Annotated in this window: 9 protein-coding genes; 4 read left to right on the forward strand and 5 right to left on the reverse strand. The window is 70.2% G+C overall.

Features of this window, described 5'->3' with window-relative positions; all coding sequences use genetic code 11:
* Positions 1–11: 11 nt before the first annotated feature.
* Positions 12–1,247: a cytochrome P450 gene (locus tag ACFYZF_RS24220; RefSeq protein ID WP_387024352.1), complete on the reverse strand. Its 1,236-nt coding sequence runs from the start codon at positions 1,245–1,247 to the stop codon at positions 12–14.
* A 349-nt stretch (positions 1,248–1,596) separates the two neighbouring features.
* Between ACFYZF_RS24220 and ACFYZF_RS24225 the strand changes: the two genes are divergently transcribed.
* On the forward strand, positions 1,597–3,201 hold the full coding sequence (locus ACFYZF_RS24225) for a fatty acid--CoA ligase family protein (protein ID WP_387024354.1): 1,605 nt from the start codon (positions 1,597–1,599) through the stop codon (positions 3,199–3,201).
* 148 nt (positions 3,202–3,349) lie between these two features.
* Here ACFYZF_RS24225 and ACFYZF_RS24230 read toward each other — a convergent pair whose 3' ends face one another.
* Both ACFYZF_RS24230 and ACFYZF_RS24235 read right to left on the reverse strand, forming a co-directional pair.
* Positions 3,350–5,470, reverse strand: coding sequence for a LuxR C-terminal-related transcriptional regulator (locus tag ACFYZF_RS24230; RefSeq protein WP_387024356.1), 2,121 nt, complete (start codon positions 5,468–5,470; stop codon positions 3,350–3,352).
* Positions 5,471–6,389: 919 nt separating this feature from the next.
* A complete protein-coding gene (locus ACFYZF_RS24235; protein ID WP_387024358.1) occupies positions 6,390–6,626 on the reverse strand; it encodes a hypothetical protein in 237 nt (78 codons plus the stop codon).
* Here ACFYZF_RS24235 and ACFYZF_RS24240 point away from each other — a divergent pair.
* Positions 6,616–9,174, forward strand: a complete 2,559-nt coding sequence (locus tag ACFYZF_RS24240) for a hypothetical protein (RefSeq protein WP_387024360.1) — start codon at positions 6,616–6,618, stop codon at positions 9,172–9,174. The genes ACFYZF_RS24235 and ACFYZF_RS24240 overlap by 11 nt on opposite strands.
* A 206-nt stretch (positions 9,175–9,380) precedes the next feature.
* Here the strand turns inward: ACFYZF_RS24240 and ACFYZF_RS24245 are convergent, their stop codons facing one another.
* Complete coding sequence (locus tag ACFYZF_RS24245) at positions 9,381–10,820, reverse strand: DHA2 family efflux MFS transporter permease subunit (RefSeq protein WP_387024362.1); 1,440 nt, start codon at positions 10,818–10,820, stop codon at positions 9,381–9,383.
* Positions 10,821–11,002: 182 nt separating this feature from the next.
* On the opposite strand from ACFYZF_RS24245, the gene ACFYZF_RS24250 reads away from it, so the two are divergent.
* On the forward strand, positions 11,003–11,653 hold the full coding sequence (locus ACFYZF_RS24250) for a TetR/AcrR family transcriptional regulator (RefSeq protein ID WP_387024364.1): 651 nt from the start codon (positions 11,003–11,005) through the stop codon (positions 11,651–11,653).
* 280 nt (positions 11,654–11,933) lie between these two features.
* Positions 11,934–12,764: a hypothetical protein gene (locus ACFYZF_RS24255; protein WP_387024365.1), complete on the forward strand. Its 831-nt coding sequence runs from the start codon at positions 11,934–11,936 to the stop codon at positions 12,762–12,764.
* On the opposite strand, the gene ACFYZF_RS24260 is transcribed toward ACFYZF_RS24255, so the two are convergent.
* Positions 12,721–14,229, reverse strand: a complete 1,509-nt coding sequence (locus ACFYZF_RS24260) for a serine hydrolase (RefSeq protein ID WP_387024367.1) — start codon at positions 14,227–14,229, stop codon at positions 12,721–12,723. The two genes, ACFYZF_RS24255 and ACFYZF_RS24260, sit on opposite strands and share 44 nt — an antisense overlap.
* Positions 14,230–14,281: the final 52 nt, after the last annotated feature.

The raw sequence follows: 14,281 nt of genomic DNA on the forward strand, positions 1-14,281 counted from the left end.
ACTCCCTCCGCTCAGGGCCGCAGGGTGACGGGCAGGGTCCGCAGGCCGCGCACCACGACGTGCTGGCGGTAGTCGAGCGCGTCCTCGTCGGCCTCGAACCCGGACGGTCGGGTCGCGAACGCGGACAGCGCGATCTCCGCCTCCTGCTTGGCCAGCGCGGCACCGATGCAGTAGTGCGGCCCGGCGCCGAAGGAAAGCTGCATGCTCTTCGGCTTGCGGTCGGCCTTGAACCGGTCGGCCCCGGGGAACGCGGCCTCGTCCCGGTTGCCCGCGGCCAGCAGCAGCACCACGACCGTGCCCGGCTCGACCCGCAGCTCGCCGACCGTGGTGGGCCGCAGCACGACCCGGGCGGTGAGCTGCACCGGAGCGTCGTACCGCAGCACCTCGCTGACCAGCAGTGGCGCGATCTCGTGCCGCTCGCGCACCAGGGCCAGCTGGTCGCGGTTGCGGTGCAGCGCCAGCACCCCGCTGGAGATCACGTTGGTCACCGACTCGTGGGCGGCGGCGAACAGGTTGAGCAGCACGTTGGTGATCTCGGGGCGGGTCAGCGACTCGCCGCCGTCGCGGACCTCGATCAGGCTGGAGATCAGGTCTTCGCCCGGCTGCCGGCGTCGCTTGTGGATCAGGTCGGCGAAGTACGCGTGGATCTCGAACGAGGTCTTCGCGAAGCCGCCGACCTCCTCCTCGCTGAACAGCTCCGGGCTGCGGAACGCGGCGGACAGCGTCGGCACCTCGGTGGCCAGGGCCAGCTCGTCCGACCAGTCCTTGAGCATGGCCACGTCGCCGTCGGGGATCGCCATCAGCTCGCAGATCACGCCCAGCGACACGCGGGTCGCGTACTCGACGACGTCGAACGAGCCGCGATCCGCCAGGTCGGCGTAGACGCGGTCGACGGTGCCGCGGATCATCGGCTCGTACCGGCCGGTGATCCGCGGGGTGAACGACTTGGAGATCAGGTTGCGCTGGCGGCCGTGCTCGGGCGGGTCCATGAAGAAGAGCGACTCGAGCACCATCAGCGAGTTCGACCGAGGCAGCACCTCGGCGATGCTCGGGTAGCCGAGGGTGTCGTTGCCCATCGCCGGGTTGCGTAGCACCGCCATGCAGGTGGCGTGGTCGCCGACGACGACCAGGTCACCGGCGCGCAGCGGGCTGGCCGCCCGCAGCTCGGCGAGGATCGGGTACGGGTCGCGGCGCACGGAGTGGTCGAGGAGCGCGAACAGCGGATTGGTGTCCAGCGGACCGGGCACGGTGCGGTCTCCTCACGACGACAGTGACGGAGTCAATCCGCTGCGGCCGATACTAGGATCGCGCAACGGATTCGCGCCCCTACCAGGATGAATGGTTTCCGCTGCCGGCCCGACGGACCGACGCACAATCGGTGGCCGCACCCGCCCCGGCGGCACAGGCGAGGGGTGACGATCGATGGTTCGGCGCGGATGCGATTCGGCCTCCCCGAAAAGCGCGCCCACCCATTTCCCGGCGGCCGGGTGCCGTCAATGTGAGGGATGGGGACCACGCTGCCCCGCAGGTTAACCTGCGATCTGCGGTCGGCGCTGGTCATCGCGTCTTCCCGGAGAAGGAAGGCGAAACCGGGTTATGAGTACGACGCACCCGCATTATGTGCAGCGTTTGCTGAGCCAATTCGACGCCGATCCGGATCGCGCCGCGATAGTCAGTGGCGGTGTCATCCTCACGGCGGGGGAGATCGCCGACGCCACCCGCCGGGCCGCGGCGGCGATGGGCCGCCAGGGCATCACCCGTGGGGACGTCGTGTCCATTTTCACCGAGCCCAACACCGCCGCCACCCTGATTCTGCGCTGGGCCGCCAACCTGCGGGGGGCGACCGCCGCGCACGTGCGCGGTGTGAGCGCCGTCGTCCCCGACGACGAACTGCGGCTGGAGTTGCAGCGCGCCGTCGTCGCGGACCTGGGCGCACGGATGCTGGCGGTCGACGTGGCTCACGAGGGGCGGGCGCGTGACCTGCTCGCGACCGGGGCCGAGCGTCCGGTCCTGGCGGTTCTCGGGGCCGGGGGTCCGGACACCGTGGACCTGACTGCCGGATCCGGCGACGGAGTCGAGCCCTGCGCGGACATCACCGACGACGACCTCGCGGTGATCACCCAGACCAGTGGGTCGAGCGGCCTGCCGAAGGGCGTCTGCTGGACCTTCGGGGTCAAGAACGACATGGTCGCGTCCGCACCGTGGCTGCCACCCATATCCGGCGCGAGCGCCGCAGGCCGCTGCGGTCGGACGAATCTCCTGATCACCGCGCCGCTCACCCATTCCAGCGGGTTCGCCGCGGACGACACGCTCGTCTCCGGTGGCTTGGTGGTGCTGCACAACGGCTTCGAGGCGGGGGCCGTGCTGCGCGCGGTCGCCCATCACCGGATCAGCCGGCTCATGCTCGGCACTCCGCAGGTGAACGCGCTCGCCGAGCACCCGGACCGGGCGGGCACGGACCTGTCCACCTTGACCGAGCTGTTCTACATGGGCAGCCCCGGGGCGCCGCTCCGGCTGCGCGAGGCCCGGGAGATCTTCGGTCCGGTGCTGATCCAGGGCTACGGCACAAGCGAGGCCGGCGACGCGATCACTGTGCTCTCCCCGGACGACCACAAGGACCTGCGCACATGCGGCACCGTCGGCCGGCCGGTGAACCCCGCGGCGCTGAGCATCCGGCACCCGGAGACCGGCGCGGCCCTGCCCGTCGGCGAGATCGGCGAGGTCTGTGCGAAGCCACGCTGGCCGTCGGCCGGCTACTGGCACGAGCCCGAACTGACCGCGACGCTCGTCCGGGACGGCTGGATTCGCACCGGCGACGTCGGGCACCTCGACGCCGGCGGTTACCTGCACCTGAGCGGCCGGCTCTCGGACATGATGAAGGTCAAGGGAATCCGGATCCATCCCGAGGCAGTCGAAAGGGTGCTGAACCAGGCGCCCGGCGTGTCCCAGGCCGCGGTGTGCGGCGTGGAGGATCCCGACCGTGTGGAGCGGATCTATGCCGCAGTCGTGCCGAAGCCCGGCGTGGTCGTGGACCCTGAGGAGTTGCGCCGTCATGTCGCCGAGGAACTGTCCGACAGCTATGTCCCCAGCTTGATCGAAATTCGCCGGGAACTGCCGGTGATCGGCCCGGGCAAACCTGACCGGGCCCAACTGAGGGCCGATGCCCGCGCGGCATTGAGCCGGTCCGGCTCCCGGGTCTAGGGCCGGCCGGGCAGGTCGTGGACGCTGCGGAGAATGCGGAAGACCTGCGCCGCGTGGGTGAAGGCACTCCCGTCGGCGTCGGTTACCCGGATCTCGCGTACGCCGCGCCGGCCGCCGTTCGACCTTGCCGTCAGGTTCAGCAGGGGGTTCAGGGAATGAGCCCGTGGCGGCGGGCGGTGGTGACGGCGGCGGTCCGGTGGGCGACGCCGAGTTTGCGGTAGATGGCGCGGGTCTGGGTTTTGATGGTGTTGAGGCTGACGTGCCGGTGCGCCGCGATCTGCGGCAGGGTCATCGGTGCGGGTAGCAGCCGTAGCAGGGCGTGTTCCTGGGTGGTGAGTGTGGTGGGTTGGCGGGTGGCGTGCGGTGCCGGGCGGGGGTACCGGTCGAGTCGGTCGAGGAGTTCGAGCAGCGGGCTGTGCGGGTCGGGGAACTCGTCGATCAGAGCGCGGGCCTCGGTGATGCAGGCGGCGGCGCCGACGTGATTGCCGGTGTTCAGGTACAGCTCGGCCAATCGGGTCAGACCGCAGAGAGTGGGCCAAGGGCTCATCCCGGGAGCGCGCCGACGTAGTGCGAGGGTCAGCTCGAGCAGGGTTTGCGCGCGGTCGTGCTCGCCCTGATGGATGGCGACTGCGGCTTGGGCGATGTAGGCCATGCTGGCCTGTGGCGACTGTTGCAGGCCGAAGTGTTCGGCCAGCTCTTCAGCGGCGGCGGCGGTCGCTGCCGCCCTTTCGTGCTGGCCAAGATGGTGTTGCGCGAGCGCGAGCACGCCGGTGGCAAGGGTACGCACCATGGGGGTGGCGGCGTGGCTGCCCGTCGCGTGGCGGAGGGGTTCGAGGGCTGCGGGTGACTTGTCGCCGAGGTAGTGAGCGCAGCCGAGGGCGGTGCGGGCCATGGCGTACCAAGGGCTGGTGGGGTCGGTTTCCTGCTCGACGGCAATGTGCGCGGCTTCGGTCATCGGTTTGAGTCCGTCGAAACCGAAGATGGCCCGGACCAGGGCGGCGGCGGAGGTGACTGACGCCGTGCCGTCCGGTAGCGGTCCTGGGTGGCCGAGGTGTTCAGCGATGCGCAGCCAGTGTTCGACGGCCGGGCGGTCGCCGCTGACGGCGGCGACCCAGGCGGCCGCGATGGCCGCCGGAGCGCTGGCGGCGACCGTGTCGGTGCCGAGGCGGTCGAGCCACGCGCGTACGGTCACCCGTCGTCCGGTGTTGATCGCCGCCATGTAGGCGGAGGCGATCGACGTGATGGCGGTGGCGGTGTCGCCGGCGGTCAGGCTGTGCTCGATCGCGTCTTCGGTGCGGCCCTGCGCGTGCAGCCAGGCGGCGGCACGGCGGTGCAGGCGTGCGAGCATGTGCGGTTCGTCGCGGTGCAACCGCTGTCGTAGGGCGTGCTGGATCAGGTGGTGGTGGCGGAACCATTCACCGGTGGTGTCCAGCGGGACCAGCAGCAGCCCGTTCGGGTGGCGCGAGTCGAGGGCGGGCAGGTCGTCGCAGGCCACCGCCTGGGCCAAAGCGGTGGTGAGCTGCTCCAGGACCGCGGTACGAGCCAGGGCCACGGCCTGCTGGCGGGTGAGGCCGTCGAGGATCTCCTCAGTGATGTAGTCGTCGAGGTGGCCGTGGCTGGCGGTCAGCTGGGTGAGCACCGTTGCCGTGTCGGCGTGGTGCCGCATCGCGCGGGCGGCCAGGTGCACCGCGACGGGCCAGCCCTCGCCGGCCTCGATCAGGGCCTGCGCGGTGCCGTCGTGCGGGTCGACCCCGGCGGTGGCGGTGCTGGCCAGCCAGGCGGCGTCACCAGCGTCGAAGCGCAGCTCGGCGGGACCGATCTCCAGCAGGCGCCCGCTGGCGCGAAGCCGGGCCAGGCGCAGTGGTGGGTTGCGGCGGGAGGCGATCAGCAGTTGGCAGTTGGGCGGTTGCGCCGTGACGAAGGCGGCGAGCTGGCGGTGACACGCCGGTTCGGTGAGCAGATGGCAGTCGTCGATGGCCAGAGTCACCCCGGTCGTAGCGGCCTGCGGGGCGAGCGCCGCGCACACCGCGGGCAGCACCGCGGCGTCGATGTCCGGGTTTGTCTGGCGCAGTAGCCGGGCCACTGCCGTCCACTGCGGTCCCGGCGCCGCTGCGGTCAGCGCGGCGAGGATGCCCGACCACAACAGCACGGGGTCGTTGTCGCGCGCGTCGACGGCGAGCACCGCCAGCGCCCGGCGGCGGCCCGGGTGGGCGTGCCACAACGCCAGCAGTGTGGACTTGCCGAACCCCGCGGGGGCGATCAACGTCACCAGCCGCGCCGCATCGGCATCGTCAAGTGCGGCAAGCAGCTTGGGACGGCCTGCCCATTCGGGCGGCACGGCGGGAACATGGATCTTGGGCGCGATCAGCACCTCCACCACGCCGACGGGTCGGCGTGCCGGCCACGCATCAGGCCAGCCCGGCCCCATATTGGTAGGAAGCCTCTCGGGCACCGGCTGACACACCCCCCTGTTTCCGGCGTGCACCATTGGTGCCCGAGCCGTCACGCGTAGTGTCGTTGAGGGGGTGGCCTCAGTCAATCGAGGGGCCGGGCCTCCGTAGCCGTAACGGATACCACTGCCTGCCCCGATGCCGGGCGTTGTCGCCTTGCTGACAGCCCATTCGGCACCCTCCCTCCTCGCGCGGCGCCTATCCGAGGGGGCGATGCGCCCTCAATCCACGCGGGCATCATCCGGCTTTTCACCCCCGGCGTCCGAGGAGGGGTGATGCGCCATCACCCCTTCGAATGCGATACCTGTGGGCGGCATGCGACACCCGCCGATCCGCCACCGACCCAACGACCGGACCCCCTCCCGAACCATGGCGTTGACCCGTCGTTTCGACCTGGGCAGTCCGCAGCACTCCAGTATCAATCTTCGGCGGATCGGCTATTCGCGTTCTTGGCCGGTCCAGATATCGGCTCGCAAATTCTTGACAGTCCGCTTCGGACTTTCGTTGATCCCGCGTGGAAAGGCTCACCATGCCCGCAGCACAGAACGGTCAGCAAACCACAAAGCCGGCGACCGGCCCCCTCGACGGAGCCACACCGGCAGACCTCCTGCCCGCCAGCGGCGACCATCCGGTAGAGATCGTCCGCTACCAGTCGGTGGTGCTGACCGACATTCCGGGCACGAAACCGGCCCGGAAACTGACCGGGGCCATCGACCTCGGCGAGGAGAACCTGCCGTTCTACGACCGCCCCGCCGAGGGAATGATCGTCACCACCGAGCAGAGCTGGGCGGTGAAGGGCGTCACGCTGGGCCGGCTGCTGCACAGCCTCGCCCTGGCACCCGGAGAGAGCACCAGAGTCGCCGTCGTCGACTGGGAACGGCGCACCCGCGGCACCGGCACCGAGGCGACCAGCGAGAAGGACCAGCTCACCAGCCGCACCGACCAGGACCGCTCGATCTCCGAGGTGGCCAACACGATCGCCCAGGAGCAGCAGCACGGCACCTCCTCGATGCAACAGGCGTCGACGTCATCGAGCAAGGGCGGCGGCGGGGGAGTGGCGCTGTTCGGCCTGAACCTCGGCGGCACCTGGAGCAACTCCTCCAACAGCGGCTTCGCGACGAACGTCGTCCGCTCCACCGGCATTCGCTCGGTCGCCTCGGACGCCGCACAGCAGATCAGCGCACGTACCCAGCAGGTGGCGACGGCGGCTCGCAGCCGGCACATGACGGTGGTCCGGGAGACCTCGCAATCGGAGAAGGAGCAGGTCACCACCCGGGTGGTGACCAACTACAACCACATGCACGCACTGTCGGTCCAGTACTACGAGGTCGTGCAGGTCTACGAGGTGACGACGAAACCGGTGACCGCCGAGCGGTGCCTGTTCATCCCGTTGCAGGAACTCTCCTTCACGCACAACAACCTCCAGCGGTACAAGGAGGTGCTGGCCAGCGTGGCGCCGAAGGACTGGGCCACCCGGATCCGCGACGCCAATCCACTCGAGTCGACCGTACGCAAGCTGGAAGGTTGCGCCGCGGCGGAGGCGCCGGGCAACCAGCTGTTCGAGGGCATCGATCTGCTCGACCTCGCGGCATCGGCCATGGGCGTCTACGGTGTCCGGAAGCTCGATGGGGCTCCGGTGCGCTTCGATCCCGTCGCGCGGCAGTGGAATCCGCTGCCCACCACCGGCCTGCCCGCCAGCGGCCTCAAGCGGATCGCGCCGGGCAAGGACACGGTGTGGGGAATCCGGCCGGACAATGTGATCTTGATGTTCGACGGGGCGACGTGGCGAACGGCCCCGCAGGGCGCATCCGGCCTGGGAATCGCTAGTGGCAGCGACGGCACGACCTTCCTGTGGGGGTCAGCGGACATTCATCAGCTGGTCGGGAGCGGCTGGCAGCGATCTGACATCGCAGTCGACGACCTCGCCGTGGTCAACAGCGAGCGGGTCTGGTACTGCAAGGGCGGCAAGACCTTCGAGCGGACCGGCTCGACCTGGACGGAGCGCCCGGCGCCCACTCCTGGCATCGTGAGCTTGACCGCTGCGCCGGACGGTGTCATCTGGGGCGTCACCGGCGACAAGAAGATCATGATGGTCGAGCCCGGCTCGTCGACATGGACACCCGGCAAGATCGGGACCGCGCCCATGACCGCAGCGTTCCCAATTAAGATCGTTTCGGCCGGTGGTGGTGAGTTCTGGCTGATGAACGACAAGGGCATGCTCTACCGGCTGTTGACCGCGCCGCGTGAGGCGCTCACCGCGTTCGACGACCCGCCGCCGCCGGAGTCGGGGTGGCCTACCAAGATCGACGTGTGGTGGGACAACGTCGGCATCCGCAGCGTTCGGCTCGTCATCCCAGGCCACACGTATCGCTGCGGCGACACCGGCGGCTCGGGCGTGCTGCAGCACGGTTCCTACGACTTCAAGGCCGGTGAGAAGCTGCTCTCCGTCGACTACTGGACCGGCACGGCCGCCCGGGGCAGCCTCGCCGGGCTGCGCCTGACGTTGCAGACCGGGATGGTCAGCTTCGGCCCCGCCGCCGGACCGACCACGCCGGACCTGACCGAGGACGCCGGCGGCGCGGCGATCTGCGGGCTGCTCGGCTCCACCGTCCGCACCGGCAGCCGGACCTACATCGCCGCGCTCGGCTTTCACCTGCGCGGCGGGAAGGTGCCGCAGGCCGTCCTGGACCACCTCAACGACAACCGTCGCTACTACAGCCAGGCCGTCTGGGCGAACGCTGACGAGCTGACGCTGAGCCGCATCCTTGCCAACTACTCCTACCTGCCGCCGGGCGGCAAGGGTGACGCGGTCCCGCTCGGCATGCTGCTCGACCCGAAACCGGTCGCGGCCACCGGCAACTATCTCGGTTTCCGCTGGAACTTCAGCAGCGAGCAGGATCGGCAGGACTGGCTCAAGGCGCGTTCGGCGGACAGCACGACGCTGGGCAAGTCGGTCACCGCCAAGGTCGGCATCGCCACCAACGGCGTCTTCGCCGAAGCCGTCCTGGGTCGTGCCAACGCCGCCGAGAAGATCGACCTGACCCGCTTCTGGAACTGGAAGGACTCGCCGATCCCGATCCTGCCCACCGACATCGCGGCGGTCAGTACCGGCACCCGCAACCAGGAGGTGGACGTCAAGGTCGCCCAGCTCGGCGCGAGTGAGGCCAAGTTCCAGACGGTCGCGGCCCTGCCCGACCCGGCCGCCACCCAGGCGGCGATGCAGGTCTTGTCCACCGCCAACCTGTTCAAGGACATCGCCGGAGCGGCTGAGATGAGTCAGATGCTCAGCAAGGGCATCGAGGCCGCAGCAAACAACGACAAGGATGCCGGCGCTCGTGCCAACGAGGCCATGAAGACCGCCGCCGAACACCAGCAGAAGATGGCCACCATTGCCGTCGAAGCGGCGTCCAAGCTGGTCCCGGCCGGAAAGGCCGCGAGCAGCCTCAGCGCCCTCGGCGGAATGATGAACCAGGCCAGCAACGGCAACGGCTCAAACACCTCGGACGATTCCGAGGAAAAGTAGCGGATTCGCGGCGCCGGTCCAGCATGCGCCGGACCGGCGCCGCGGCACCCGACCGGTACTCGCGCCCGTGCGGAAGACGTCGCGGTAGCCGCCCGTGGGATGTGCGGCGCGGCGACGCCTGCGGGCATCGCCTCGACGGGATCAACGACGTCGGACCGCTGGTGGCCTTCCCGTGTGGCCCGGAGGCGCCGCCCGATGGTGCTCCCTCACCGGCGGCGCGGCGCGGCGGGCAGCAGCAGGGCTGGGACGAACGCGAGCGCGGTGAAGGCGAGTGTCCACCAGAAGGTGTACCCGTACGCGACGGCCCGGGCGGCTGCGCCGCCGTCGGCGGTGGCAGTGAGCCGGCGCTGCAGTATGACCACCAGGACGGCGGCACCGAACGACGCGCCGACCGTCTGGATGGTGGTGATAGCGCTGGTTGCCCGCGGGATCAGGCCGGGTGCCAGACCCTGATACGCGGCGGCCATCACCGGCACGGTCGCGGCAGCGATGCCGATTCCCCAGACCAGCAGGGCGACCGCGAGCAGTGCCGGGTCGGAGTTCGGCCGCACCTGGGTGTACGCCACCGTCCCGGTGACGGCGACGGTCAGGCCGACCAGCACGACCGGACGGGCACCGACTCGGTCGGTGAGCTTTCCGACGAACAGCAGGCCGAGCATGGTGCCCACGCTCTGCGGTGCCAGCAGCAGGCCCGCCGTCAGCGCGCTCTCGCCCCGCACCTGCTGGTAGTAGAGCGGCAGCAGGATCATCGCCCCGAAGATCGACATCCGGGATAGGAAGTTGAGCGCTGCCGTCGCGGCGAACGCCCGGCTGCTGAACAGTCGCAGGTCGAGGACCGGGGTGGTCCTGGCCCGCAGCGCGTGCACCGCGAAGGCGCCGAGCAGCGTCAGCCCGATCGCGAGGGCCACCAGGATCGGCAGGGCGGCAAGCGAGCGTTGCACGCCCGCCCGGTACAGACCGTAGATCGTGACGGCGAGGCCCGGCGAGAGCAGAGCCAGCCCGAGCACGTCGAGCGGGCCAGCGGACGGCGCCTGGGCGGCGCGCGGTATCCCGCGCCAGGCCAGGAACAGAGCGACCAGCCCGATTGGCAGGTTGACATAGAAGATCCACCGCCAGCTCGCGGCGTCCACGATCAGGCCGCCGAGCAGCGGACCGGCGATCGGCGCGAGTTGTCCGGGAACGGCGACCATGCTCATCACCCGACCCCTGCGCGCCGGACCGGCCGCCTGGGCCAGGATCATCATTGCCAGCGGCACGATCATGCCGCCGCCGATCCCCTGCACCACCCGGAACGCGATCAGGCTGCCCACCGACCAGGCGGTGCCACACAGCGCCGAGCCGGCCAGGAAGATGGTGAGGGCGGACAGCCACACCCGTCTGGTGCCGAAACGTTCCACCGCCCAGGCGGTCAGCGGGATGACCATGGCGATGGTGAGCAGGTAACCGGTACTGACCCACTGCACGGTCGCGACCGAGGTGCCGAAATCGTGGCTAAGGCGGGCCAGCGCCACGCTGACCATCGTCATGTCGAGCATGGCGGTCAGCGCCCCGAGTACGACGATTACGGCCAACCTGACCAGGGCGGGATCCAGCGGGGCGTTGCCGGTGGCGGCATCCGGTTCGGTAACGGGGTCGGGTCCGGCCATGGCACCGGGACCGGCCGGGCGATCGGGTGTGGCCGTCGAACCGGACTCAGCCCCGTCAGGCCTGCCTGCGGGCTGTTTGGGGTCTGTGGCGGAAGACGTCATGCGTGTCACACTACACCGTGCAGTGTAGATGAGTACACTGCACGGTGTAGAGGTCATCGCTCTGATTGAGGAGTCCGCTCATGCCCCGCCCGCCGGCCAACACCGACCGAACGCTGCGCCGGGGCTCCGCGGACAAGCGGGCCGTCATCGAACAGGCAGCCCTGACGACATTCGTCCGGGAGGGCTACGCGCGGGCCAGCGTCGACGCGATCGCCGCCGAGGCCGGGGTGTCCAAGCGGACCATCTACGACTACTACGGCGACAAGGAACGGCTGTTCGTGGGCGTGCTGACGGACACCATCAAGGCCACCGACGCCGCCTTCGGCGCGCTGCTGGACCGAACCCTCCCGGCGGACGGTGACCTGCCCGACGGCCTGCTCGCGTTCGGTCGTGAACTCGCCACCGCTGTCGCCCGGTCGCCCGAGCGGGCCGCCGTGATGCGACTGATGATCGCCGAGGCCCCCCACTTCCCTGCCCTGCTGCCGCAGTGGCGGGGGGCGAACGCGACCCAGCGGATGCTGGCCGCGCGGCTGGCCAGCTTCGCCGACCGCGGGCTGCTGCACCTGCCCGACCCACTGGAAGCGGCCGGCCACCTCGGAGCCCTCGTCACCAACGCCGTCAGCCTCCGATCACTGATCGGCGCCGAGCTGATCGACGAGGCCGAGCTTGATCAAATCGTCACGAGCGGCGTACGAGTCTTCCTACGTGCGTACCGTCCCGATCCCGAATGAGTTCCCCCGCTTTGACACCGGAGCGCTGACGTTCGGCTCGTCCGACGAGCGTCCCCTGCGTCCGACCCGGTCCCGGGGTGTCGGCGGCGTCCGGCTCGGCGTGGCGGCCGTTCGACTTGATGATCACTGATTTGATCGGTAGGTGTCGACCGACTTGTTCGGTGGTGCTGGTGGGGGTAAGCGGCCATGATCGAGATAGGCGTTGTCGCGCCAGAAGATCATGGACGTGGCCGTCCCGCTCGGACGGCCGTCGTACCCGACCCTGAACTGAGGAGACCTCGTGGACACGGAGATGTGGAGCCTGCTCCGGGTAGGTGATGGCGGGCAGGACCTCGTGCTCACCGTCGACTTCGGCGGGGCCAGGCCGGAGGCCGGGTTTGTGGACCTGGCCGCCCGGCTGCCGTCCGGCTGTACCGTGCTGGCCACCCGGCCGCCGGACCGCGTCATCGACGACCCGGTCGACGCCGTCCGGCAGGTCGACGCCTGGCGGGACGCGGTCCTCGCCACCGGTGCGCGGATCTCGGCGGTGATCGGATACTGCTCCGGCGCGACCGTGGCCACCCGCCTGGCGCACGACCTCACCACCCACGGACACCCGGTCAGCCTGGTGCTGGTCGATCCTGCGGTGGCGACCCACGAACTGCTCCTGGAGGCGTACCACAGCGCGATCGAATCGCTGGTGGCGGTGCTCGACCAGCCGCCGACCAGCGGCGATGAGGCGTCCGGCCCGGGGCCGGGAGGGGCCGCCCTGGTGGGCCTGGCCCGGCGTCTCTGTGACAGCTACGTCCGGACCGCCGGCCAGGTCGGCCGGGAGTTGGACCTGGACGACGACCTCGTCGACGACCTCGCCGTCCGGTTCCAGCGCTACCTGTCGTACCTGGTGGTGGCCGCTCTCGCGGAGCTGCCGACACCGGTCACCGCGCTGCGGCTCCCGGTGCTGACCGTCATGTCCGCCACGCACCCCGATGACGCCTTCCCGGCGGTCGGCGACCGCCGGGTCCGGTTCGACGTTCCCCGCGCCGACCTGCTCGCGGACGCCGGAGCCGGTCGGCTGTTGGCGGAGTTCATCACCGGGCGGTCGGTGACACCAGCCCCAGTTCCCGGTAGATAGCGTCACTGACCCGGTGCCAGATGGATTTGCCCGACACGAAGCCGGGCAGTCCGTTGCCGTTGAAGGCCACCACCAGCTCGTGTTCCGGGTCGACGTATGCCATCGGCGACGACCCGTGGCCCTGGTGACCGAAGGTGCGGGGGCTGGTGTGTGACCCGTAGTACGCGTGTTCCTCCCCGTGCCGTCTGCTCTCCAGCGTCAGGCCCAACCCGAAGTCGATGAGGGGAGCCTCCCCGAAGAAGCTCGGTCGCTGCGGTCGGATCATCTGCTGGACGGTCGGTGCGTCCAGCAGGCCATCATGCCCGGCACTCCACGCGTCGCCCACCGCATGATGGCAGAGCAGCTCGTAGAACCGGGCCATGCTGCGGGCGCTGGCCCACAGCCCCTCACCCGGATGCCGGGTCGTGTGGACCAGGCCGCTGGCCAGCAGCCGCCGGGTCTCGGCAGCGGTCTCCACCTCCTGCGGGCTGCTGAGCTCCGCCGCCCTGTGCCGGTGGTAGGTGCCCACCTGGCCGCCGAGCACCCGCAGCTCGTCGGCGGAGAAACCATAGTGGTACGTCGTGCCGAGCGGACCGGCGATCTCGTCGGTCACGAACTGGTCGAAGTCGCGGCCGTCCAGCTGTCGGACCACCTCGGACAGCACCAGCCAGCCGATAGCCGAGGAGCAGTACGACGGCTGCTGACCGGGCACGTCGTCCGGGTGCAGCCGGGCCGCGAGAGCTCCCTGGACCGCCTGCGCGTAGCCCACGCAGTAAGGGTCGGCGCTGCGCGGGTCGTCGGTGAGCAGTCGCCCCGAGGAGTGGGTGAGCAGGTTCCGGAGGGTGATCGCGGCCTTGCCGTCGGTGCCGAACCCCGGCAGGTAGGTCGCCACCGGCTCGTTCGGGTCGAGTGACCCGCGGCGCCACAGCTCACACAGGGCCGCCGCGAGTAGCGGCTTGCCACCGCTGAACCAGGGCAGAACGTCGTCGGGCCCCAGCGGTGTGCCGTCCTCGCGGTGGCCGGCGACCCGGTCGTGCACCGGCTTGCCGGCGATCGAGACGTAGAGCTGGATGCCGAGGTGTCGGACCTCCCCGATCGCCTCGGCGATCGCCCGGTCCAGCGCACCGGTCGCCGACTGGGACACCGGCCGGTCCGCCGGCCCGTCCCGGCGGTGCTCGGCGCGCAGGACGGTCAGCCGTTCGGCGAACCGGCGCGGGGTGGGCGCCGAGATGAGCGTGTCCAGTGGAACCGGAATGCCGAGCGTCCGGCGTACCCGTTGGAGAAGCTGGATCGCCAGCAGCGACTGGCCGCCGGAGGCGAAGAAGTCGGCGTCCACCGGCAGCTCGGGCTGGCTGAGCAACTCCCGCCAGAGAGCGAGCATGTCGGGCAGGAGCGGACTGTCGGGGTCGACCGACTGCGACTCGACCGGAAGGTGTCGACGCGGGGACTCGTGGCCGAGCCGTTCGCCTGTCTCGCTTTCCTGCATCCTGGTCCTCTCGAACGATGGACAGCGCACCTCAGGCACCAGATTTGCCTGG

This window comes from Micromonospora sp. NPDC001898 (assembly GCF_042891255.1).
GTDB lineage: Bacteria > Actinomycetota > Actinomycetes > Mycobacteriales > Micromonosporaceae > Micromonospora.

What these genes read in the sequence shown, in the direction of transcription:
- ACFYZF_RS24260 (WP_387024367.1), bottom strand. Translation starts at nt 14,229, where the DNA reads ATGCAGGAAAGCGAGACAGGCGAACGGCTCGGCCACGAGTCCCCGCGT.
- ACFYZF_RS24250 (WP_387024364.1), top strand. Translation starts at nt 11,003, where the DNA reads ATGCCCCGCCCGCCGGCCAACACCGACCGAACGCTGCGCCGGGGCTCC.
- ACFYZF_RS24225 (WP_387024354.1), top strand. Translation starts at nt 1,597, where the DNA reads ATGAGTACGACGCACCCGCATTATGTGCAGCGTTTGCTGAGCCAATTC.
- ACFYZF_RS24245 (WP_387024362.1), bottom strand. Translation starts at nt 10,820, where the DNA reads ATGGCCGGACCCGACCCCGTTACCGAACCGGATGCCGCCACCGGCAAC.